Annotated in this window: 21 protein-coding genes; 16 read left to right on the forward strand and 5 right to left on the reverse strand. The window is 40.4% G+C overall.

The annotated features are described in order from the left end of the window. Nucleotides 1-335: 335 nt before the first annotated feature. The 3 genes from A4S05_RS06780 (at nucleotide 336) to A4S05_RS38600 (ending at nucleotide 1,187) form a co-directional block, all read left to right on the forward strand. On the forward strand, nucleotides 336-740 hold the full coding sequence (locus tag A4S05_RS06780) for a response regulator (RefSeq protein ID WP_069069091.1): 405 nt from the start codon (nucleotides 336-338) through the stop codon (nucleotides 738-740). Nucleotides 741-847: 107 nt separating this feature from the next. Then, the gene (locus A4S05_RS06785) at nucleotides 848-1,069 is read left to right on the forward strand and encodes a type II toxin-antitoxin system Phd/YefM family antitoxin (RefSeq protein ID WP_256090849.1); all 222 of its coding nucleotides are present in this window, start codon (nucleotides 848-850) and stop codon (nucleotides 1,067-1,069) included. A gap of 4 nt (nucleotides 1,070-1,073) precedes the next feature. Continuing rightward, nucleotides 1,074-1,187: a type II toxin-antitoxin system YoeB family toxin gene (locus A4S05_RS38600; RefSeq protein WP_335143365.1), complete on the forward strand. Its 114-nt coding sequence runs from the start codon at nucleotides 1,074-1,076 to the stop codon at nucleotides 1,185-1,187. A gap of 87 nt (nucleotides 1,188-1,274) precedes the next feature. Here the strand turns inward: A4S05_RS38600 and A4S05_RS06790 are convergent, their stop codons facing one another. Both A4S05_RS06790 and A4S05_RS40085 read right to left on the reverse strand, forming a co-directional pair. Beyond that, nucleotides 1,275-2,090 carry a hypothetical protein gene (locus A4S05_RS06790; RefSeq protein WP_069069068.1) on the reverse strand — a complete coding sequence of 272 codons (816 nt, stop codon included), beginning with the start codon at nucleotides 2,088-2,090 and terminating at the stop codon, nucleotides 1,275-1,277. 735 nt (nucleotides 2,091-2,825) lie between these two features. Next, the gene (locus A4S05_RS40085; RefSeq protein WP_176726936.1) at nucleotides 2,826-3,245 is read right to left on the reverse strand and encodes a DUF4278 domain-containing protein; all 420 of its coding nucleotides are present in this window, start codon (nucleotides 3,243-3,245) and stop codon (nucleotides 2,826-2,828) included. A gap of 209 nt (nucleotides 3,246-3,454) precedes the next feature. Between A4S05_RS40085 and A4S05_RS06800 the strand changes: the two genes are divergently transcribed. The 4 genes from A4S05_RS06800 (at nucleotide 3,455) to A4S05_RS06815 (ending at nucleotide 9,836) form a co-directional block, all read left to right on the forward strand. Further along, the gene (locus A4S05_RS06800; protein ID WP_069069070.1) at nucleotides 3,455-3,649 is read left to right on the forward strand and encodes a hypothetical protein; all 195 of its coding nucleotides are present in this window, start codon (nucleotides 3,455-3,457) and stop codon (nucleotides 3,647-3,649) included. Nucleotides 3,650-3,905: 256 nt separating this feature from the next. Beyond that, nucleotides 3,906-7,073 (forward strand): plasmid replication protein, CyRepA1 family, encoded by a 3,168-nt coding sequence (locus A4S05_RS06805; protein WP_069069071.1) that lies wholly within the window; start codon nucleotides 3,906-3,908, stop codon nucleotides 7,071-7,073. A 43-nt stretch (nucleotides 7,074-7,116) separates the two neighbouring features. Beyond that, nucleotides 7,117-7,779 (forward strand): Uma2 family endonuclease, encoded by a 663-nt coding sequence (locus A4S05_RS06810; protein ID WP_069069072.1) that lies wholly within the window; start codon nucleotides 7,117-7,119, stop codon nucleotides 7,777-7,779. 239 nt (nucleotides 7,780-8,018) lie between these two features. Beyond that, nucleotides 8,019-9,836: a tetratricopeptide repeat protein gene (locus A4S05_RS06815; RefSeq protein ID WP_069069073.1), complete on the forward strand. Its 1,818-nt coding sequence runs from the start codon at nucleotides 8,019-8,021 to the stop codon at nucleotides 9,834-9,836. Nucleotides 9,837-10,368: 532 nt separating this feature from the next. Here the strand turns inward: A4S05_RS06815 and A4S05_RS40090 are convergent. Next, the gene (locus A4S05_RS40090; protein ID WP_141699658.1) at nucleotides 10,369-10,683 is read right to left on the reverse strand and encodes a hypothetical protein; all 315 of its coding nucleotides are present in this window, start codon (nucleotides 10,681-10,683) and stop codon (nucleotides 10,369-10,371) included. 833 nt (nucleotides 10,684-11,516) lie between these two features. On the opposite strand from A4S05_RS40090, the gene A4S05_RS06825 reads away from it, so the two are divergent. Next, nucleotides 11,517-12,809, forward strand: a complete 1,293-nt coding sequence (locus A4S05_RS06825) for a thioredoxin domain-containing protein (RefSeq protein WP_069069075.1) — start codon at nucleotides 11,517-11,519, stop codon at nucleotides 12,807-12,809. A gap of 323 nt (nucleotides 12,810-13,132) precedes the next feature. Continuing rightward, on the forward strand, nucleotides 13,133-13,297 hold the full coding sequence (locus A4S05_RS41390; RefSeq protein ID WP_176726937.1) for a hypothetical protein: 165 nt from the start codon (nucleotides 13,133-13,135) through the stop codon (nucleotides 13,295-13,297). Here the strand turns inward: A4S05_RS41390 and A4S05_RS06830 are convergent. Beyond that, nucleotides 13,257-14,930 carry an eCIS core domain-containing protein gene (locus tag A4S05_RS06830; RefSeq protein ID WP_069069076.1) on the reverse strand — a complete coding sequence of 558 codons (1,674 nt, stop codon included), beginning with the start codon at nucleotides 14,928-14,930 and terminating at the stop codon, nucleotides 13,257-13,259. The two genes, A4S05_RS41390 and A4S05_RS06830, sit on opposite strands and share 41 nt — an antisense overlap. A 191-nt stretch (nucleotides 14,931-15,121) precedes the next feature. Here A4S05_RS06830 and A4S05_RS06835 point away from each other — a divergent pair, with 191 nt between their 5' ends. The 6 genes from A4S05_RS06835 to A4S05_RS06860 all read left to right on the forward strand — a co-directional run bounded on the left by A4S05_RS06835 (nucleotide 15,122) and on the right by A4S05_RS06860 (nucleotide 22,105). Beyond that, a complete protein-coding gene (locus tag A4S05_RS06835; RefSeq protein ID WP_069069077.1) occupies nucleotides 15,122-15,361 on the forward strand; it encodes a hypothetical protein in 240 nt (79 codons plus the stop codon). Next, nucleotides 15,361-15,885 (forward strand): phage tail protein, encoded by a 525-nt coding sequence (locus A4S05_RS06840; RefSeq protein WP_069069078.1) that lies wholly within the window; start codon nucleotides 15,361-15,363, stop codon nucleotides 15,883-15,885. Before A4S05_RS06835 ends, A4S05_RS06840 begins: the two co-directional genes overlap by 1 nt. Before the next feature lie 200 nt (nucleotides 15,886-16,085). Continuing rightward, nucleotides 16,086-19,100 (forward strand): hypothetical protein, encoded by a 3,015-nt coding sequence (locus A4S05_RS06845; protein WP_176726938.1) that lies wholly within the window; start codon nucleotides 16,086-16,088, stop codon nucleotides 19,098-19,100. A 39-nt stretch (nucleotides 19,101-19,139) separates the two neighbouring features. Beyond that, nucleotides 19,140-19,694: a CIS tube protein gene (locus tag A4S05_RS06850; protein WP_069069080.1), complete on the forward strand. Its 555-nt coding sequence runs from the start codon at nucleotides 19,140-19,142 to the stop codon at nucleotides 19,692-19,694. Nucleotides 19,695-19,737: 43 nt separating this feature from the next. Further along, the gene (locus tag A4S05_RS06855; protein WP_069069081.1) at nucleotides 19,738-21,471 is read left to right on the forward strand and encodes a VgrG-related protein; all 1,734 of its coding nucleotides are present in this window, start codon (nucleotides 19,738-19,740) and stop codon (nucleotides 21,469-21,471) included. Nucleotides 21,472-21,607: 136 nt separating this feature from the next. After that, nucleotides 21,608-22,105 (forward strand): PAAR domain-containing protein, encoded by a 498-nt coding sequence (locus A4S05_RS06860; RefSeq protein WP_069069082.1) that lies wholly within the window; start codon nucleotides 21,608-21,610, stop codon nucleotides 22,103-22,105. 106 nt (nucleotides 22,106-22,211) lie between these two features. Here A4S05_RS06860 and A4S05_RS06865 read toward each other — a convergent pair whose 3' ends face one another. Then, on the reverse strand, nucleotides 22,212-22,694 hold the full coding sequence (locus tag A4S05_RS06865) for a GNAT family N-acetyltransferase (RefSeq protein ID WP_069069083.1): 483 nt from the start codon (nucleotides 22,692-22,694) through the stop codon (nucleotides 22,212-22,214). A 296-nt stretch (nucleotides 22,695-22,990) separates the two neighbouring features. Between A4S05_RS06865 and A4S05_RS06870 the strand changes: the two genes are divergently transcribed. Continuing rightward, complete coding sequence (locus A4S05_RS06870; protein WP_069069084.1) at nucleotides 22,991-23,404, forward strand: GPW/gp25 family protein; 414 nt, start codon at nucleotides 22,991-22,993, stop codon at nucleotides 23,402-23,404. Nucleotides 23,405-23,447 lie beyond the last annotated feature (43 nt).

The raw sequence follows: 23,447 nt of genomic DNA on the forward strand, positions 1-23,447 counted from the left end.
AGGAGGAAGGAGGCAGAAGGCAGGAGGCAGAAGGCAGAAGGCAGGAGGCAGAAGGCAGGAGGCAGAAGGCCTTCTGCCTTCTGCCTCCTGCCTTCTGCCTCCTGCCTCCTGCCTTCTGCCTTCTGCCTTCTGCCTCCTGCCTTCTGCCTCCTGCCTTCTGCCTTCTGCCTCCTGCCTCCTGCCTCCTGCCTCCTGCCTTCTGCCTCCTACCCAAATATGGGGTCTACTTGTGCAAAATGTTCTGGCAGTAGGAAAATAAATGAAGCGGTATGCCTCCTGCCCTTTGCCTTTCTTCGGTAAAAGTCACAGCAAGTAAGGATAAAACATCATTTATTATGCAACCTTCTGGAACTCTTGCCGATTTAAATATCCTAGTAGTTGAGGATGATGATGATACTCGCTTTTTTATCACTACTGTCTTGGAAATGGATGGAGCAAAAGTTATAGCAGTGATATCAGCAGCGGCGGCACGCGAAGTATTGTCTGAATTACAACCCGATGTTTTAGTTTGTGATATCGGGTTGCCTGGGGAAGATGGCTACACTTTCATCAACAAAATCCGTGCGCTCAAACCAATGAATGGTGGACGTATACCAGCTATTGCTTTAACAGCCTATGCTGATAGTGAAGCTCGGATTCGTGCCTTGGAAGCTGGATTTGACACTCATGTATCTAAACCGATTGCTCCAGAAGAACTAGTTGAGATAGTGGCTTGTTTGGTTGCTTCTTGTAATTGGTAATTATTGTGGATCAACTCCTGACGGGGAATAGTGGCTACACCTACTCGCCTCCAACGAGTCAAGCTATTATGTTTTGTAAAGCCTACAGCATTAGGAAACCTCCCACTATGTCCAATCAGACAAACTTGACTGATGCTCGTAACAACCTAGCCGAACTCTGCGATCAAGTAATTGCAGATAGAGAAGTGGTAATTATTACCCGACAAGAAGGCGAAAGCGTCGCCCTAATTGCTGTTGATGAACTAGATAGTTTATTAGAAACATCTTATTTACTTCGTTCACCTAAAAATGCAGTTCGTCTGTTAACTGCTTTGGAAAGAGCAACTTGAACCATTGAAATACTTAGATTCAGATGCTTGGTCGCGGCGACTCACTCAAGAACACCGGATTGTTTATCTAGTAAGTGATGACCGAATTGATTTTCTTCAAGCTCGATATCATTACTGAAAATGCTAATTATATTTGGTAACAAGACTGAAAAGTTTCTTGCTTTTCAGTCCGTGAGAATTTCTTGCACAGTTGGGTAATTGAAGCTTAATTTAGTTTTTCTTTTTGAACTCGTTCCCATTCCTCTTGAATACTTTCTAATGCCTTCACGGTGCGATTTAAACGGGCTTTCTTTAACTCAGGAGGCTCTTTTTGGAATAAACTCGGAGAATTTATTACTTTATGTAGTTCAGATTGGGTGGAATGCAAGCGATCGCTCAAACAGCGTTCAAATATTTCACCATTACCACTGCTCACATTTTCTATTAATTGGCAATATATATACTCTTTAGAACTGATTTGACCATTGAGGACGGTATTAACAATTTCCTCGATCAACTTGTGGTAGCAGTCAGATAAGGAATCAGATAGTGCGTCTGGCGTAGGTTCTGCTGCTAGATTATTTATTTCAGAAGTAGAGGGATCGGATATTTCTTCTTTAGTTGGCGTTACGAAAGTTTCCTCAGAACTAGGGGATTCTTCTTTAGTTGGTGTTGGTAAAGTTTTCCGAGAATTTGTAGGTGAAGAATTAGCTTTAGAATTAGATAAGTAATAATCTGCTAAAGAACCGCAGAGAAACTCTTCACGAAAGCGGTTTATTTTGGCACGTGACTGGATTTTGCGGTAACGACGTTTCTGATACCATAAACCAGAAATGAGTAAGCCTGCGATCGCTCCGATGCCAACTCCTGTCATAGCAACCTTGGCATCTTCTAAAGCTTGATTTTGTTGCCCAGATTCAACAGTCGGCTTGGAAGATGCACTTTCTGCAATAGCATAGTCGCTCCCTGAACTTAGCTGCACGCTAGTAGCGATCGCGGCAACAGACAGTATAAATCTAAATATTAACTTTGATTTCCACATAATTTGAATAGGTTAAAAATATGTTAACGATTTCGGAGTTGCTTCTAATTTAATCGAGACATCAGATAAAGCAGAGTTTTTCGGAGACTAAGCATCTCCCCAAGGAGTGAATAGTTAAGCATCAAACTAACTAGATCCCTCTTTGACGAAGGAAGTTCCACTCCACCATATAAAAAATAAACTTTGTCAACAGTAGTTGACGGAAGATGTTCTTATTTTTTAACATTATTTCTGCGTCTAGGAATCTTGGCAAAGCCATATATTAGTACCATTTTTCAAAGTATCTGTATCAGGCATTTCGTAAAATGGTTATGATTTATAGCGATCGCTCCGTTGGGATCGCATCTTGCTGGGCATAGAGCATAAAGTCTATGATGACATTAAATTACTCGTACTAAAGCAAAAATTGGGATAGATAGCATCAGTGCGTCACCGATAGCGATTCATCGAGCGTCACAACCCGTCATAGATATCGCCTCTTGGGTTTGGAATGTAGAGCTAATAAAATTTCAACTTTAAGAGACTTGCACAGTTTTTCTAGCTACCTTACCAAAGAATTAGGTCTAAAGCCCCGTGCTTCACGCAATGCTTTCAAGTAATGAGTAAGGAGTAATAAGTGGATGAAAAATGGGTATTTACTCATTACTCATTACTTGTTACTCATTACTCATTACTCAACTTATTACTCATTACTCATTACTCCTTCTTAAGAGCGCCTTTAGGTCGGTGAGGATGTCAATCTTGAATTTCTCTGTGTGCAGTTCTATTTATAGAAATAGAATAGCTACTTCCCATAAAGCTCAATTTATGGGTTACAGGTGTTATGGTGACTCCATCTGATTTGACATTAGAATCAACGCAAACAAAATAGGTACATCCCCGAAAGCTCAATTTATGGGTTATCGGTGCTATGCTTACTCCATTTGATTTGGCATTGGGGTCAGCACGATAGGAAGCTCCACGGTAAATTAAGTTATAATCTGGTTCCGATTTGGGAACAGGCTGTTGTGGATATGGTGTTTCCCTGCTGACTATTTTGCTTGTATAGTATTCGTAGCTTGTACTGATAAGAATAAGAATAAGTAGTAGAAGTAAAATCTGCCAAGGAGCTAACATTAAACCCAAAATCAGGCTGATAGCTGCAAATACAGCCACTAAATGCGAGATTTCCTTATTATTTCTTTTTAATAAAAAATAGCCAGTGATAAAACAAGCACACGGTAGAATCAAAAGGTACAAAGCCATATTTCCTACATTCGTAACTAAAAGCAAAGGATTTATAAAGCAGATTGAACTTATTTGAAAAGCTGTTGTTTATTTTACCTCCAATCAGCTTTAGGAGTTACCGTGTTACTTGAGTAAAAGTGTTACGTCAAGTTATCTGTATTAGCTGCGATCGCAAAGAAAAATTAACACTCAAGGCTATCTCAAGGCTATCTCAAACCTTTGGAGTAGTGAGCGTTTTTGTCTTTATTCATTCAGAGAGGTTACAGGCATGGTATGAAGTGGATGCTCAGTGTAAAGCCTTTGCTGAACTTGATGAAGATATTACCTCATAGCGATGTCATACTGCGATCGCATTCCTAAACGCAGAAATTTACTGATAAATAAAAATTAAAAGCGAACAAATATCACAATACAAAATTATTACTTTGGGGATCTAATAGGCAGAATAACCCACTAGAGCCTTAACCGATGTGCCTCTTGTGACGAAGTAAAAAATACATCATAAAAGCCTCGCAATCTCGCGTATTAAAAAAAAGCAGATGCGTGTTACTGTTTTAATCTCATTGTCTTCCCTTCGCGCTTTTTCCTATGCATCTGCACTATTTACACCCCCAACACCTTGAAGAATTAGTCAAGAGTAGTGGTATAGACTTACACTTAGTGCATCTCAATTTTAGGTCGCTCCAAGGTGTAACAGCTTATGAGTACCTGTTGATTTCTGAGCTACTCCCCCGCACGAATACCGGAATGGTGAAAGCCGGATGGTTGCAGCGTTACGCTCACGTTACAGAAGGTGGTTGGTGGTGTTCGGGACTAGACCCTCTGAATAATTGGCAAATGATGGAATGGGGATGCTTTAAGCCAAACCAACCCCGACAAAACCACAATGGCAAATCCATCAAGTACGAGCATCCTCCCAGCACACCAACGCGGGTGTTTTGTTTGCGGGTAACGTTGCAAGTGTGGCAGCAAGTCGCTGGGCGTTATAATCTGGTTATGCCTGAGAATATCACCATTACTGCTGATGGTGAAGCTAGAGGCTTTTGGCAATGGGTGATGCAACAGAACATTCCCCTTATCATCTGCGAGGGTGTGAAGAAAGCAGCTAACTTGTTGACGCAAGGATATGTAGCTATTGCCATTCCCGGAATTACCAGTGGTTATCGGGTTGTGAAAGATGAATTTGGCAAAGTTACCCGTCGTCAGCTAATTCCTGATTTAGCAGCATTTACGCTTACAAAGCGCAGTTTTTACATTTGCTTTGATTTTGAAACTCAACCTAAGACAATTGCTGCTGTAAATAATGCTATTTCTCAACTTGGCTGTTTATTTCAGCAAAAAAATTGTCCTGTAAAAGTCATCGAACTTCCGGGTATAGAAAAAGGGGTTGATGAATTTATTGTTGCTAAGGGTGCAAGTAGTTTTGAGAAAATTTATCGCCAAAGTGTTGATTTAGAAATTTATCTTGCTCAAACCAAACCCCACACCGAGTTAAGCCTTCCGGCGGCACTTACCTTCAACCGTCCTTATATAGGTGAAATACCTTTCCCCACCTCTGGATTAGTAGGAGTCAAATCAGCGAAAGGAACGGGGAAAACTACGGCATTGCAAGGCGTTGTTCAACAAGCAAAAAATCGAAACCAACCCGTTTTGTTAATTACTCACAGAATCCTACTTGGACGATTTTTGTGTGAAAAAATTGGTATCCAATGGGGAACACATAAAGAAGATGGTGAGAAAAAGATTAATAAAACACTTACCCCTGCTCCTCCCATCCTCCGCTCTCTCTTTCCTCAGCAATCCCTGGGATTGTGCGTTGATTCGATTTGGAAACTTAACCCGGAAAATTGGCGCGGGGCGATAGTAATTTTAGATGAAGTAGAGCAATCTTTATGGCATCTGTTAAATAGTAATACTTGTAAGCACAAGCGGGTAAAAATATTAAAGTTATTCCAGCAACTTATTGCAACAGTTTTAACAAGTGGGGGATTGGTAATTGCCCAAGATGCTGATTTATCAGATGTTTCACTTGAATATTTACAAGGATTATCAGGAATTAAATTAACACCTTGGGTAGTTCTCAACCAGTGGAAACCTCAGCAAGGTTGGGATGTGACTTTTTATGATTCACCAAATCCTACACCGCTAATTCACCAACTAGAATTGGATTTACTTGCGGGACGTAAATGTTATGTTACTACCGATAGTCGGGCTGGGCGTTATAGTTGTGAAACAATTGAACGTTATCTGAAAGAACGGCTACAAAAATTACGGCGACAATTTCCTAAAACTCTAGTAGTTAGTAGTCACACTACAAACACACCTGGTCATGCAGCAGTTGATTTTATTGCAGCTATTAACCAAAAAATCTCTGAATATGACGGCGTTTTTGTTACCCCTAGTCTTGGTACAGGAATTAGTATTGATGTTCAACATTTTGATCGAGTTTATGGCATTTTTCAAGGGGTAATTCCTGACTCGGAAGCAAGACAAGCTTTAGCAAGAGTCCGGGATGATGTACCGCGTGTTGTCTGGTGTGCTAAACGAGGTATTGGTCTAATTGGTAGTGGGAGTACAAATTATCGCTTGCTATCTGATTGGTATCAGGAAAATCAAAAAGAAAACTTAGCTTTGCTGAGTCCATTACATAAAATAGATGTAGATTTACCCTTAGTTTATGACCCAATTCATTTGCGAACTTGGGCGAAGTTATCTGCAAGAGTCAATGCTTCTATTCGTCTCTATCGGCAATCGATGCAAGATGGTTTAATTGCTGATGGGCATCAAATTCAGGTGCGGAGTAATGCAGTTCACAATAATATTATTCGAGATTTACGTCTAGCCTTTTTAGCAACTGATGCTGATGATTTAGCTACCCGCAAAAGGTTAATTTTAGAAATTGTTAAGGTTCAAAAAGATTGGGCACAAAGTCGTCAAAAAGCTAAAGAAATTAAACGTAAAATTAAAGAAATTAAGCAGCAGAATCAATTATCGGTAGCATCTGCTGTAGCTAATGCTAAAGATATTGATTATGTGGAGTATGAGCAGTTATTAGTTAAGCATTCCCTAACGGATGGAGAACGCAACCAAATTAATAAATATGTTCTTAGACAAAGATATGGTGTAGAAATTACTCCTTGGCTGAAATTGCAGGATGAACAAGGATATTATCGTCAGTTGTTAATCCACTATTATTTAACCCATGAAAGCGAATATTTTCACGTTAGAGATGAGCAAGAATGGCATCAACAATTATCTTGGGGTGAAGGTAAAGTTTTTCTCCCAGATTTAAAAACTTATACGCTCAAGGTTGAAGCTATGAGAGCTTTAGGGATGCTTCAGTTTCTTGAAGAAAAACGCGAATTCAGTGAAAATGATCCAGATTTGATATTGCTAAAAAATATTGCTTTTCAGCACAGTAAGCATATTAAAAGAGCGCTTGGTATTAACTTAGTTGGAGAAAAAGAGCAGGTTTCAGCAATAAAAATACTTGGACGATTGTTAAATTTGTTGGGTTTGAAGCTAAAGCGAGTAAATGAGGTTTATCAAATTGATTTAGAAACGTTAGATGATGGTAGGGAGAAAATATTTGCTGTTTGGCATCAACGAGATGAGTTGATGTTGGCTCATGTTAAGAGTGTTGGTTATGAGTTGCCTGATTATTCTTCAGACTGGAAATTTGAAATTTTACAAACGAAGTCTGAAAAGATAGACCACAGTTTATCTACCTATACTTTCCCATTATCCAAGATATAAGAATTAAGTTTAAATTTAGATATTGATGATTGAGGACTAGTTTATGTTCAAGTACAATCCTTTAGACTGCCTACCTTCGTCGGCAGAATTACCAGATTCAGATAATACCCCTGTGGATAACGAACTCCAAATATTAATTCCCAACTTATTGTTAGCCATTTTAGCCTCGATTTGGCAAAACCGCGATGACTGGTTTTTCGGTATTAACATGGGTATTTATCATACACCAAATATTGGAGCTATAGTTCCTGACGGTTTCTTGAGTTTAGGTGTAGAACGTTTTGTTGGAGAAAATGGACGTTCTAGTTATGTTTTGTGGGAAGAAGAAGGCATTCCGCCAATTTTAGCTTTAGAAGTTGTTTCTCAAACTTACAATGGCGAATACGAACAAAAAAAAATTGATTATGCCGAATTAGGCATTTTGTATTATGTCATTTATGCACCAACTCGCCTCCGCCGGAAGCGTCAACGCTTGGAAGTTTATCGCTTAGTTGAAGGTAAATACATTTTACAAACAGGGGATAAAATTTGGATGCCAGAAATTGCTTTAGGTATTGGACGGGAACAGGGTACTTATCAAGGAAGGATGCGAGAATGGTTATATTGGTATGATGAGGATGGTAACAGATACTCAACACCAGAAGAACAATTGCAAAATCTGTTAGCCAGACTACAACAGCAAGGAATTGACCCAAACACACTTTAAATAGTTGAGAGTTAACCGCTAATTAATAATTACAATATGAAAGTTGATAAATAACAGATAGTTATGATTCGTTTACAGCTTGTCCAAAAGTATCTACTTTCAATTAACTAAAACTGGTTCGCAAGATTAAAACAAAAAATTATTGCAACAGGTACAATAGTAGTTGTAATTTTTTCAAAATATATCGTTAAGAATCCTGATGCTTTAGGCTAGATAATGTCAAAAGCCAAAAAAATTATATGAATGCGGAAGATTTTTTCAACCAAGGATTAAAGCATAATTTACAAGGGGAGTATCAAGCCGCGATCGCAGCTTACACCCAAGCAATCAAGCTAAATCCTGATTATGCCGAAGCTTACCACAATCTAGGGCTGATCTTAACTGGTCAACTCAAAGATTATCGTACTGCGATCGCTAACTTCAATCGCGCCATAGAAATCAATCCCAATTTTGCCATAGCGTATTACAACCGGGCTAATGCTCGTTACTTTTTAGCCGATTATCAAGGCGCGATCGCAGATCATAACGTAGCTTTACAAGTAGATCCCAATTTAGCGCAATCTTACCACAGCCGGGGAAATGCCTACTTTGCTTTGGAAAACTACGACCAAGCGATCGCAGATTATATCCAAACAATAGAAATGAGTACCCAATTAGCTGATAACATCAATATTGATATTGCCAACGCTTATCATAATCGCGGCGTGACTCGTTTTGAACGTGGCGATCATCAAGGAGCGATCGCAGATTTTCAGCAAGTTTTACAATGGCATCCCCATTTTGCCGCAGCTTACAGCAATCGCGGCAATATTCACCATGTTTTAGGAAATTATCAGGAAGCGATCGCTGACCATAACCAAGCATTACAATTAGATCCTAACTTGGCAGAGGCTTATCATAACCGAGGTAATGCCTACTACGCCTTAGCAGATTATCAAAGTGCGATCGCAGATTACAACCGCGCCCTAGAAATCAATCCCAGTTTTGCCGGAGCGTACTATAATCGGGGTCTTGTGCTTGCTCACCTCAAAAACTATCACAAAGCAATTGAAGACTTTAACCAAGCATTAAAGCTGAATCCTGATGATGTGCAAGCTTATTGTGAGCGTGGTCTGGTTCGTAGTAATCTTGAAGATTACGAGGGTGCGATCGCAGATTATGACCAGGCGTTACAAGAAAATCCCACTCTAGCTTTAGTTTATGGCTTTCGCGCTAATGCTCGTCGCCGATTGGGAGACTATCAAGGTGCAATTGAAGATAGCAATCGCCTATTACAACTCAATCCTAATTTAGCAGAAGGATATTGCGATCGCGCGGCGGCTCGTCGTTCTGTAGGAGATCATAAAGGCGCAATTAAAGATTATGATCGAGCATTGCAAATTAATGATAATTTAGCCGCAGCTTATTATGGTCGGAGTATTGCCCGTGAAGCTATGCAAGATTTACAGGGTGCAATTGATGATAATACTCAAGCCATAGAACTTGTTCCTGACTTTTCCCAAGCGTATTGCAATCGGGGAAATGCTCGTCGTCTTTTAGGAGATGAACAAGGAGCCATCGCAGATTATAATCAAGCATTAAAAATTAATCCTGATTTAATTGAAGCATATTACAACCGGGGTTCTACCCACTATGCTTTAGAAGAATATGAAAGTGCGATCGCAGATTATACCCAAGCATTACAATTTAATCCCCAATCTGCTGCATTTTACAGCGATCGGGCTAATGCTCGCTATGCTCTAGAAGATTATCAACGCGCAATAGAAGATTACAGTCGAGCGATCGCGATCGACCCCAGCTTTGCCGAAGACTGGTACAATCGGGGTCGTAGTCGTTCTCTGTTGGGAGATTTAGAAGGAGCGCTTGCAGACTTAAACCAAGCCTTACAGCGTCAGCCTAATTGGGCTTCAGCTTACATCCTTCGGGCAGATGTCTACCGCAATCTGGGAGACTCTCAAGGAGCAATTGCCGATTTCCAGAAATCCGCAGACTTGTATTATCAAGAAGGAAATATCCAGTATTATCAACAAATTATTGAGCTAATTGAACAGCTTTGAAGAACCCCATCCCGCCAAAGCTGTGCTTTGTCTCCCCTCCCCAAGAATAAGGCGACAGTGTACACATAAGCCTGAAATAAGTTTACAAAAAAGGCAGGAGTTAGGAGGCAGAAGGCAGGAGGTTAGGAGTATCAATTGAAACTTTGGTTCTGGGTCTAAAGCCCAGTTCATAAAAAGAATTATACCGAGACGCGCAGCGCGAGGTATAAAGCGTCCTTACTTCAATCCCACGTTTTTAAACGTGGGTTCCTCCTGCCTCCTGAATCACCTGTTTTTTCGCGTCAGTTTTACCCCACCCTAACCCTCTTTCAAGGGTAGGGGTTTAAAAATCTCGAAAATAGTTGAGAATTTTCTCAACTGTTTAACATGGTTTGGTCGTTTCAGGATTTAAGCGTCGGCTGAAATAGTCAAAAAATGACCAAATGCAAAATACCTACCCTTGAAAGCCCTAACCCTCCCCTTAGAAAGAGCTACACACAAATCTTGAGAATCCTTTTAGGAGGGAGGCAAAAATATATTGGATTGGCGCTAATTATTGCTGCATTGAAGGTGTGCGAAAGATTCTGCTGAATATAGGAACTCTTGGCTCAGGCTTAGTTGCAGTTATATTTGTAGTAGCAGTAGAAGAATTATCAGCTGCCTCAGAGAGGATAGGTGGTTTGCTATTAGTAGAATCAGCAAAATCACTCAATTGGATAGCTGAAGATGAATTTGAAGATACGGAAGTAGTATTATCAGTATTTTGACTGTTGGGCTTGACCGGAGTTTGAGCTTGAGATGGAGTAACGATGAAAGTCGAACTTGTTCCTAATACCAGTATGAGCAAATGAGAAATATATTGTTTCATGGAGATTGGTAAAATGGGTTGATAAATATTCAAATCTTGAAGAAGTTGTGTTTGTTATTAGTTGGAAATAAAATCGCAATTTTCCAATATAAATCATGACGCTGTTGTACAATAAAGCTTGATCGCAGCGATTGACCAACGGATAGACTACTAGCGCTTAGTACATTAATTCCCTAACAACAACCGAAGCTCCTTGAATTACCTTTACTACAAGGCAAGGGGAAGGTAAACTTCTCTTTAGTAAAAAGAGAGCGGTTATTTTACAGCAGATTGCAAGTTAATGAAGTACAAAAATACCCCACCCTAACCCTCCCCTTGCAAAGGGGAGGGAACTGGATTTTCGATTTCCCCCATTTGCAAGGGGGGATTAAGAAGGGTAAAAGATGTACTTCATTTAGATGCAAAATGCTGTAAGACTATGAATCAGTCTGATAGAGAGTTGGCAAATAGATACACCTGGAATAATTGACGTTTTTTCATCAACTAAGCCAGCACAACCATTAATATCTTAGTTATATTTAACCTATTAATAGAAGAGGGATGTTACGGAAATTTGTAAAAAGGCAGATTTATATAGAGCAACTCTTAATTAGCATATTTAACTAGCTCAAGCAAAAAGTATATAAACTTTTAACAAAACCTGAGTTTGATGAAGTAGATTTAGTTAATAAATATATATTTGATTTCTGAAAAAACTCAGTACAACTAAGAACCCTTCTTTCCTATTGCCTATTGCCTATTGCCTTTCAGAGCAGATAAGATTCTTACAAGTTAAACTAGACTTCTCTATTTAGTGATGGCGACACCCGCATCTCCTATTTTTCTGAAAATATATGAAATTTAGAACCTTAAAATATCCTTTTGCACTAATGCTAGTCAGCTTCAGTTTTTTGCAGACAGCTGATGCTCAAACTCCTGTCGCTGATATTTCCCAGCTATCTCACGAAGTTTCTGTGCTTCGGAAACAGGGCCCAACAGGGTTACAAGTATTTCTCAAATCCCATACCAATACGCTAAATACCGATTCTTCTGGTGCAGTTATACCTTCCCCTGCACTCCGGATTGCTTTAGATGAACTTTGCCAACAACGCGACTGTTACGCCTCTCGTCTGTACTGGTATACTGACATAGAACAAGCCAAAGCTGCTGCTAGAACCAGTGGTAAACCCATTCTATCTCTGCGGTTATTGGGAAGGCTGGATCAGGATTTGAGTTGTGCTAATAGTAGATTCTTTAGGGTAGCGCTGTATCCAAATGTTGAGATTTCTAAACTACTTCAAGACCGTTTCATTTTGCACTGGCAATCAGTGCGACCTGTACCTAAAGTAACTATTGATTTTGGCGACGGACGCAAGTTAGAGCGAACGATTACAGGCAATAGCATTCATTATATATTGGACGCATCGGGGCGTCCAATCGATGCAATTCCAGGGTTATACAGTCCCAAAGCATTTTTGCGTCAGCTACAGCAGGCTGAAGTAGCAGTAAAAAACTACAGTAAACTTACACCAAGCGATCGCGAGTCTTATTTAAGAAAATACCACAGCGATCGCCTAAATTCTATCCAAACCCAATGGGTTGCAGATTTATCTCGCCTGGGTATCCAGTCTCCCCCTAAGTTGGTGGAAACTCCGAACAATCCCAGTCAGCCACCTACAGCAGAAATAGCAAGCTCTCTAGCAGTTTCTAAGATGATAGTTGAAAGGCCAATGCTAACTGCTCTCCAGTCTGATGCTGAACGAAATCAAAACGCTTTAGCTGAAATAACCGACCAGGAAGTTTGGAACAAAATTGCTCAACTCTATGCCGCCGATGTCAAGCTAGATCAAAACAGTATCTCTCTAATCAAAGCGAAAAAGTCTCAGTCTGCAAACACTCAGGAAGATAATTTGCCGATAATAGTGAAAAAATTTGAAGCCACAATGGCTTTAGATACAGTCAGAAATGAATATATGCTGCACAGCCAAATTCATCAATGGTTTATGCAGGGTCAGCAAACAAGCAGTGTGGAAACACTCAATGAACAGGTATACGCCCAACTATTTTTAACTCCTAGTTCTGACCCTTGGTTGGGGCTTTTCCCCAGCGACGGCTACAGCGCCATTGACAATGATGGCATCCGGTGAACTACCCACACTGACTTGGAGTACCAAGTACAGTGTTGGCTTCTGTAATCACGGGGGAGTGCCGCAACGCGTAATAGTTAAAGTGCTTAAAACAAAGTCCTTTAACCTGTGAAAAGCTTGAAGTCAGTAAAAAGGAGTGACGAGATTTTATAGTATTGACACCTCACCCATCACTCCTTATAACTTGCGCGTTGATTAGCTGTTACGCATTGTTAAATTACACCAGCTGACTACTTCATTTATCCTCTAACTAAAGAGGCGGATAATTATTAAGTTAGTTTGTGCTTTTCTATACAAAAAGTTGTAAATGATTAATATCTATTATGCAATTCTATAGGATTACTACTTTTGCGATCGCACTTGCCGTTCAAGACAGTCGCTACGAGATCAGCGATCGCACTCATCAAGCAATTCACTCAAAGAGCGATCGCTTGCTACATGGTCAGGTCAACCTTCTGCTTTCTCTTCTGCCTCCGATCTCCCAATGACGCTCATGTTTGCAACTAGCCGCATAAATACTTCAGGCGATGTACCACCACCGATTCCCAGACTAAACCCAGCTTCACCACCCTCTGATTTAACCCCAACCTTGTCCGGTGCTGTGCCTTCATTCGTTGAGGCCTTTGCAAATGAGTCGCTCCCCCCTTCTTTTATCAATGTGCTTTTTATCATATTTGGCACAGTCCTTCCCTTTACATCTGGGAACGCCATTATCGAACTACTAAACAACTCCCGTTCGGCTCCGGGACGCAGTGTAAATTCTACAAGTACTTTCGGCTCAGGGCTTTTACGATATAAGTAGTTTTGAGCCTGTTTGAAGTCTCCTAAATGTCCACTTAGCTTCGCGTGATTACCTCCTTCAAGTTCTTTCCAATCCTCTAATTTCATTGTCCGGTATACCTTCAATGTTTCAGGTTCGCCTTCACCTGGTTGAGCATCCGTTGCTGACTGCGTTCCAGTCTCGCGTTTTTTCCAGCCGTAAAGTGTCATGTACTGCTCCTGTAAGGTATGTTCCTGATCCGGCATACTCTTATGTTCGATGTCATAAGTTAGTGCTTCTGTAAAATGTTGTTCGTTTTCAAATTCTGCATCCGTGGAAAAGAGTTGTTTGAGGTGGAATTCAACTACCTCTGGAGAATATGATTCTGTGAGACTGGTTATGAGTGGGTTATAGAGCGGGGACTTTTTAAAAGCACCAAAGTTTGCGTATGTTTTTGTTGGTTTGCCCTTAATCTTGACTTTCAGTTGTAGTACGTGCCCACTGGATAAAGCAGTCGTCAAGCTGGTGATAGCTCCTGTAAGGCTTTCTTTTTTCTGGATGGGTTGCTGTATCGGTTCAGCAGATGCTTCTAAAAAGGAATCTTCCTGCGTTTTCTCTAATGGCGATCGCTTCACCGCTCCCCCATTCTGCTGCACAACGTGGGTCAACTCATGCGCCAACAACTCCTGACCACCCCGACTCCCTGGGTTATATTCCCCCTGTCGAAAAAACACATCCTGTCCCGTTGTGAAAGCCCGCGCCTGAATTGACCGATTCAACTGATCGGATTGACCATCCGTGTGAACCTTCACCCCACTGAAATCTGCGCCAAACGCCTGTTCCATCGGTTCGCGGATATTGTCTGCCATGATTTGTCCACCCCCCCGCGCTTGGTTAATGGACGCTTCCAAGTCAGGTGCAGCAGCTATCCCAGCCTCAGCCTGACGCTGCACCATCGGCTTCATCTGTAATTCTTCCTCATCCTCTGGCAATGCTTCTCGTTGCAGTGTGCTATTGTCCAGAGATTTCATTTGTAATTCTTCTTCTTCTTCGGGCAATGCTTCTCGTTGGATAGACTGACTATTTACAGGTTGCGCCATTCTTTGCATTACCTGCTGTGCAACACTATCAGCTTCCTGTTCGTAAATGTCTCCAGGCTGGCTAATTGAGAGTTTTGCTTGGCTACGCAGTGGTATGCGACTTATATCGTGAGTAAGTGGTTTATCGAGTGGTTGTATTTTTGGAACCGCTTGGCGTGAAATTGCCGACGACTCCAAACCAAAGCCGGGTGTCGGGTGTTTCAGAGATGGAATTGAGAAGCTTGTAGTAGTTTTTTTCTGCCGACTAACCTGTTCTCTCATTTTCTTCTCCTGATACCCAAGCAGTAGCTAGATGAATATTTTCCTGTTACCAATACCTAGATTACTGCGATCGCACTTTTAACACAATTGCTCAAAAGTCTGAAGCTAGGTAAAGGGCAAGTTCGACTTTTGGCTACTTTTGATTCTGACGCAGTACCTTTAGCCTTGATTTTAGGAGAGGTTTTTTATTTATGGACTCAAATCAACAATCAAGTTTTTTCACATTCGATGGAGATGTTGGCGGTACTGCTGGATACGCCGGGATTTCGGCGACATCTGATGCTGGCAAGGCGGCTATTGCTGCGGGTAAATACCTCAACGACTCACGGCTCTTGAACCAACTCACAGAACACGTATATAAACTTTTGCTAGAAGACTTGCGATCGCAGCGAGAAAGACTTGGTAATTATAATTCCCAAAGGTGGTTGTGATGGCTACAGGCGCTAATAACGGCAACATTACTCACGAATTAAATTATGTCACTACTAATCGTTTTTATGTCGAAATAGACAGTTCTATTGCTGCATCTTTCGCCGAATGTTCAGGATTAAGTATTCAAATTAAGAAAAATATTTTTCAAGAAGGTGGTGTCAACGACCAGCAAAGAATTTATTTAGGTCATACAGAATTTGCAGACATAACTCTTAAACGTGGAGTTACCGATCATCCAGGTTTTTGGAACTGGATGAATGCAGTTTTTGATGAACAAAAGAAAACATCTCGACGCAATGTCAATATTTTGATTTTCAATCAAGCTGGTGAAACGATGATGAGTTGGACTTTGATTGGTGCTATTCCTATAACCTGGAAAACACCAGCACTCCAAGCAGATGGAAAAGCAGTTGCCATTGAAGAATTAACTTTAGCTTATGAAGGTTTACAAGTTGCAAGAGCGACAGGAGGAGGAACTTCTGTACAACGAAATCAAAAAACAGGATATTTCGTTTCTAGCTAATTGGCTATTTATAAACTATAACTATGCAAATTATTCAATCTCCACTGGGAAACAATATTCATCCACTTGGAATAATATCATCTTTATCTAATTCTCATAGAATGTTATTGAGAAAAGAGTCTCATTTTCTGAATCTAAAAAGTAATTTTATCAGTCCCATACAAACTAAATCACCATTAGTAACATCCTCTAAATCTTTCTTGTTTCATGAACATGAACCATCGATACAACCATTAATCGGTTGGGATAGCTGGGATACTCAGGATATAAATAGTGACTTTTCACTACTTGAGTTTGATTCTTCTGATTCGATAATTCATCCAGAAAATAATAATGAACCAATAAAAGACAGTATTCCAGAGATAATGCCAACTCGCATTGAGAAAAATACGAGTAATGATGCGTCATCAAAAATAAATCTTCAAGGTAAATCTAAATCCAAAAAAACAAATAAATCTCGACAGCCACCAGAAAAAAAGTCAAAACCAAAATCTAAGACTAAAAAAACAGTTAAATTATCAGTGGCTAAGAATGTTGAGCAATTTGTTGATGAAAGTAACACTCCTATTAGTTTTAAGGAAAATAGGTTATTAGCATCAAATGAGCCTCTATCGGTTGAGGCTAATTCGGAACTCGAACCTTTACAACTTGATATTGCTTCAGATCATACTACAACTGACAATAACTCTGTTAATAGTATAACAACATCTACTTCGCCTAATATTGAAGATAAATCGATTTCTATCAAGAATATTAATCATGACAGTCAGCAATTAAACTCTGAGTTACCATATAGGTTACCTAGTGCAGATTCATCTGTCACGGAAAGTATTTTGATATCACCAAAAGAGATTAATTTAGACGATACTATAAGTGAAACAGGAAAAACTTCGCCTATAGAATTAACTTTGCCTAATAATTTAGAGCAACCATCTGTCCCATATATTAACTTTAGCAATAATGAACAAAAAATAATCACTGAACCATCAGAATCAGCTAATATCTCAGATATACCAGTCAGCCCAACGCCACCACAACAAGATATAAAATATCAAGTTCCTTTTATAGTTGATAATCAAAACACCACTTTCCAAACAAATTTAATACAGAAAAAAGAGGTATCACCAACCGTAAATTCTTCATCGCAGCCAGAAGAATCACCACATATAAATAGTAATTGTGAGGTAATTCCAGCCATTGAACCAGACTTAATATCAGAAAGCACCGCAAATGATTTTGTCAAAGATAATGCTGTGGCTGATAATGTTCTAGACAATGCGGCTTTATCTTCAAAACTTTCCCCACTTGATGTTAATGATGAAAATATTATAGGGGCGGATAGCTTTACGTCCAAAGCGGATGTTGCTGTCCCTAATTCTGAATCTTCAACCGCTTTATCATCAGTATTTACTTCACCTGATGTTGATAACGCACCTACTTTAGTCTATCCTTTAGCGAATGATGAAAATATTATAGGGACGGATAGCTTTGCGCCCAACGTGAATGTTGCTGTACCTAATACTGAGTCTTCAGTTGTAAAAAGCCCTATTACATTACAACAAAAAATTGATTCTAGTGTTACGAGTGATTCTCCAGTCAGTGCGTCTGTTCAATTAACACCTACCCCCGCTAATATTGAAGATACACCTAGTTTATTCAGGAACTCTGATAGCAATGAAAAACTCCAACCACAAGGGGATGGAGTTTTTGGTCATGGGGAATCGGGCATAGGGCATAGGGAAGATGTTACCAATGCCCCATGTCCAGTACCCAAAGCGACGGGGCGACTATCCCTCTACAGACACCTGGGGATGGAGTTTCCCGTTGCTTTCAATGAACAGTTAGTCAATTCAGAGTCACAATCTGCTATAGCGGTTAATGTTTCAGATGTCTCAGCAAATATGAATTCACTGGAACATGACAGCAATATTGAGAATATTACCAGCGAGTCTACAGAAAATAAGCCCATATTAGCGCTACCTGAGATTAGTGAAACAGAAAAAATTACCGCCGTATCGCCTGAGATTCTTGAAGCAACAGTAGTTAACGCCACATCGCCTGAGATTGTTGAAGCAACAGTAGTTAACGCCACATCGCCTGAAATCGTTGAAACCGAGAGTATTTTCAGGAAAACTATTGACAATGAACAACCAGTAGAACCAGAATTTCCCTTTGCAGTAACAAATCCTGAAATATCAACCTTTGTTGATACCTTAGATAATCCAGATATCCCAGAAGAACTAACTTCCTCACAAAATGAGGTAAGCACAGCACCTAAAATTGAGCAAAATGCGATCGCAGAAAATTTGCCCGCGCCTAAAGGTTATGCTACTGGTGGTCATGTAACAGACTCCCAGGTTGAAAATCGTCAGCAGATAGCACCCTCGGATACTGTACCAGCAATGCTTACGCCTGGGGAGTTTGTGATTAATACCAGGGATGCACAGAAGAATTTACCTCTACTGCATCACATCAATACTGGTGGAACACCGCAGGATATTATCCTTCCAAGTTTACAGACACCCAATCCTCAAAAACCAGAAGAAGAAACTTCTCCAGAAACTCCGACTAAAGTCGATTCTTTTCCAGACACTTCATTACAGCTAAAAAGCGCTGAGACTAACCCATCTCAGATATCTAATCCTTTAACTCCTTCTTCCTTGGGTTTAGATATTGGAAAACAGAAACTTTCGATACTCAATTCTCCACAGCTTAATCCTCTTGAAAATGAAACGATTCATGTGGATGAACCTTCACCTCAATACTCATCGCCTCCCCTGATTTTCCGAAAAACAAATTCTACCACTAATACATCTTCCCAATGGTCAAATACACCTTCTCAATGGTCAAGTGTGGAAGATTTACTCAATGAAAATAATGATGAGTTCACTAGCTTTAACTTTAATGATGGTGAATCTAACAGCCAGAATTCTGAATTTTCTCATGTCTCAGAATCGTCACAAACTTTTGCTAAACACATTCCTATATTTAGAGGCTTTGCTAATGGTGGAGAAGTCACTCCACCCGACATATCTAGAGAAATAGAACCGATAACTGAGACGATAGAGAGCGTATCCTCGTCTTCTGAAGAAGGTGATAAAGATGATACGGCTAATCTTGAAGCTCTAGCCCGTGAAATTTATAACAGATTACGACAACGGATAGAAATTGAGCGAGAGCGTCATGGCGGTTACTCAGGTAGATTACCTTGGTAAATTCCTATTAAATTAATTAATTTTTGGAGAAATACTCAAATGGCAAGTCCAGCAATTATTGTAATTCAAAAGCGTCAACCGCAACTTGAGAAAGCCAAACTTGTAGCTTATAACGGGGAAGCGCCAGATATTGAATTAATGTTTAATCCCACAGACATTAGTTTTGCTCGGACTGTTAAGTGGGAAAGTAAGCAAGGAAATAGAGGAACTACTCTACTTCCAAAAGTGAATTTTTCTGGCGTTGAGCCTTACAAGTTCACACTGAAACAGTTGCTTTATGATACTTATGAAACTAAAGAATCGGTAATGAAAAAGTATATAGACAATATCAAAAAAGGAGTAGAAACTATTAATAGAACGACCGATAAACGCCCACCTGTTTATATATTAACATGGGGAACAGAGTATTTTTATTGTGTTATCACGAGTTTAACTTACACATTAAATATGTTTCTGAGTGATGGTACACCAGTCAGGGCGCTGGTAGATATATCCTTGCAAGAAGTAGATAAAAATAACCTTCCTGGAGGACGTGAATCTGATTCTAAAGGCGCAAGTCGCAAGCCAAACGCCAAACTGGGAAGAACTACTTAATCGAAAGATTGTTTAAACGTTTTAAATTTATATATTACTACTTATGCCTCCTAAAAAAAGCCTTTATTTAAGTGAGCCTAAAATCCAGATAGACGGACAACCTGCTTCTCCTGAATTAATGAAAGATTTGTTGCAAATCACAGTTGAAGAAAGCCTGCATTTGCCAGCAATGTTTACGTTAGTTATACATAATAGCTATATACCCACATCTGACCGAGCAGAAAACAGGGCTTGGCGACATGAGCAGTTGTTTAAAATTGGCAAAAAAGTAAAGTTGGGTTTTACTTCGAGTACTACTCAAGATAATAATTTTCAAGATGAGGTAGAAAAATTCTTAATTGAAGGCGAAATTACAGCGATGGAAGTTCACTTCAATGAAAAATCTGAAGCTGATATCATTGTTCGCGGTTATGATATTTCCCATCGTCTGCACAGAGGTCGCTATAATCGTTCTTTTTTAAATGAAACTGATAGCGATATCGTCAAAAAAATAGTTGCAGAAGTAGGCATCAGACCTGGCAATATAGAGACAACTGGCGAAGTTCATAAATATGTTTTTCAAGAAAATCAAACTAATATGGAGTTTCTGCGGGAAAGGGCTGCCCGTATTGGTTTTGAACTATTTATTACAGAAGAAAAACTAAATTTTTGCAAGCCAAAAACTCAGGGAGATTTACCACTAGAATGGCTAGTTGATATTAGTAAATTTAGTACTCGTGTCACCAGTTCTGAACAGGTGAGTTCTGTGGAAGTGCGTGCTTGGGACTATACCCAGAAAAAATTGATTAGCGGAACAGCCAAGAAAGAGAAGCAAGTAACCGAGACAGGTAATCAGCTAGGAAGTAGTACTAGTAATGCATTTTCCAATCTTAAGTCACCGAAAATGATTGTTGTCGATAAACCAGTTGCTAGCAAAAAACAAGCAGAGACGATGGCTCAGGCTTTGTGTGATGAACTGGGAGGAGAATTTGTTTATGCAGATGCCAAAGCATCAGGGAATCCTGAGATTCGTCCTGGACGAGTTGTTAAGCTTCAGGGTATGGGCGATCGCTATAGTGGTAAATATTATGTTACAGAAACCCGCCATTTCTTTAATCAGCGCGTTTATGAAACTGATTTCAGCGTCCGGGGACTACGTTCTGGTAACTTATTCACAACTCTATCCCCAGAAAAACGTCTCCAGCCGTCTGAGACTTTATTAGTGGGGATTGTGACTGATAACAAAGACCCAGAAGCATGGGGTAGGGTGAAGGTTAAGTTTCCCACTCTCACAGAAGACCATACAAGTGACTGGGCGAGAGTTGTAGCTGTGGGAGCAGGCCCAAATAGAGGTTTCGACTGTTTACCAGAGGTGAACGATGAAGTGTTGGTAGGTTTTGAACATGGCGATATCCACCGTCCCTACGTTATTGGCGGGGTATGGAATGGTAAGGATGCACCACCGGAAAAAGTAAGGGATTCAGTTACGAACGGTGTAAGATTACGCACCATTAAAACTCGTGTAGGTCACACTCTACAGTTTATTGAAGAAGATAAAGGAAGTAGCAAAAAAGGTATTCGTGTAGAAACTGAATACGGTCACAAAATATATCTGAATGATAGTCAAAGGTGTATAGAGATTGAAACTAAAGGCGGTCATAGAATCAAAATGGACGATATGGGTAAATCTGTTTCAGTGAAATCAACAGGTAATATGTCATTAGATGCTGCTGGAAATATAGACATTTCAGCCAACGGTACGATTACAGTCAAAGGTGCGTTGATTCGACTTAATTAATTTTTCAGGAGGCAGGAGGCAGGAGGCAGAAGGTAAGAGAATGCTTGTTTGCCCTTGGGAGAAGACTCGCTGGTACGCTAACGTAATTTGTAATTTTCGGTGAAATAGTTAATGAAAAACACTATGGGAGATTGTGATGGGTAGACCAGCAGCAAGAATTACCGACAATGTGGCGCATCCTTTACCCCCAGTTTTAACAGGAGGGCCGGGTAGTCCCAATGTGTTGATTGGGTCTTTACCTGCGTGGCGGGGCGTACTTGCTGCCGCAGTACCAGGTTTGCAGTCTGCTAAAACATCTTCTGATATAGCTATCAAAGCGGCTGAGGCTGCTACTTTAGCGGCGGCTGGTACGCCAGGGGCACCTGCTGCTTTAGCTGCTGAACAAACTACAAAGACAACGGCAGCTTCTACTATGGGTAGTGCGATCGCAGCAGCAGCAGCCGGTGCTGATATTCATAATTGCGCGACACCATTGCCTGTCCCTCCTCACGGCCCTGGGGTTGTGATTGACGGTAGTCAAACTGTGCTGATTAACAATCTACCTGCATCTCGGATGGGCGACACCGTTTTAGAAGCATTGGGACCACCGAATAAAATTATCAAAGGTAATCCTACTGTTTTGATTGGCGGTTGATTGGAGAAGTAGAGAATATGAGGGAGAGGAGAGTTGGAACTTTATCCGAAATTTTGTCAGGATTAATAATCAATCTGCTTTCAGGACTTTTCTCCTCATCAGTCACCTATCCTAGTTTCTTCTCCCAAAATAATGCCTTGCCCATCTGGGGATTTAGCTCATAACCACTGAATCCGCACGCCTTGTATGCTGACTGGGCAACATGATTTCCTTCCAGTACCTCTAGCGTGAGTTTGCAGCAACCCAAATCAAACGCGATCTCCTCCGCTTTCTGTAGCAGCAGTTTGGACAAGCCTCTACCACGGTAGGGTAAAGCAACGATGACATCGTGAATATTAAGTAATGGCTTACACGCGAAGGTAGAAAATCCTTCTAAGCAGACAACAAGCCCTGCGGGTTCGGCATCGACAAACGCAAGAATTACATGAGCCGCTTTTCTTTTTGCAAGCTCTGCTGAGAGATTTGCTTTAACGTAGTCCGACAAACCTTTACCACCACCCATCGGGTCGAGCGCATACTCATCCATTAATTGCACCATAGCCTCCGCATGAGCAAGTATACTCAGGTCTGCTTCAAAAATTTCAATCATCTATTAATTCTTGATTCTTCAAATATTGGCATAACGTTTCTGGTCAGTGGCTACCGACAACCCTAGTTTGCGATCGTTTATCTGAATTCAAAAAAACCAATTCCGATCCTGAAAAGATACTACCAGGAAAGGGAATAAATGAATTTCCTCAAAACTCTGTTCATCCACTTTAGAACCTCAAATTGCCCTGCCCTTGCCCCTCTGCCTCTTCATCCTCGACCTTTGGCGAATAGGCTTAAACCCTCTGTGCCGATATCTTTAAAAATATCCATGTAACAACTGTCTAAGTGCCAGATATGGTTTATGGTCGCGATCGAGCCTATTTGGGAACAGGTTGGGCTTATCCACTGCATTTAAGCGTGCAAGGTGGGATACAACTTAGCCGTGAAGATCAAAAAGTTAAAGAATCTATTTGGATTATCCTCCGCACGGGTGTAGGTGAGCGGGTTTATCGGCCTACCTTTGGTTCACGCTTGTCGGAACTGGCGTTTGCACCTTTGAATAGCGATACCCTACTGCGAATCCGTCTTTATGTATTGGAAGCTTTAGAAGTTTGGGAACCACGCATTACTATCGATGAAGTTCTGACTGATCCTGACCCTGTGCGTGGCAGAGTGGACATCATCATCAATTATCGGCTCAAAGACGGCCCCGATATTTATAGTTTTGTTTATCCTTATTATTTGGTTTCAGCTGGGGAGGAATCGTGATACGAATTAAAAATTAAAAATTGAAAATTAAAAATTCAGAAAG

It is taken from the genome of Nostoc sp. KVJ20 (genome assembly GCF_001712795.1).
GTDB lineage: Bacteria > Cyanobacteriota > Cyanobacteriia > Cyanobacteriales > Nostocaceae > Nostoc.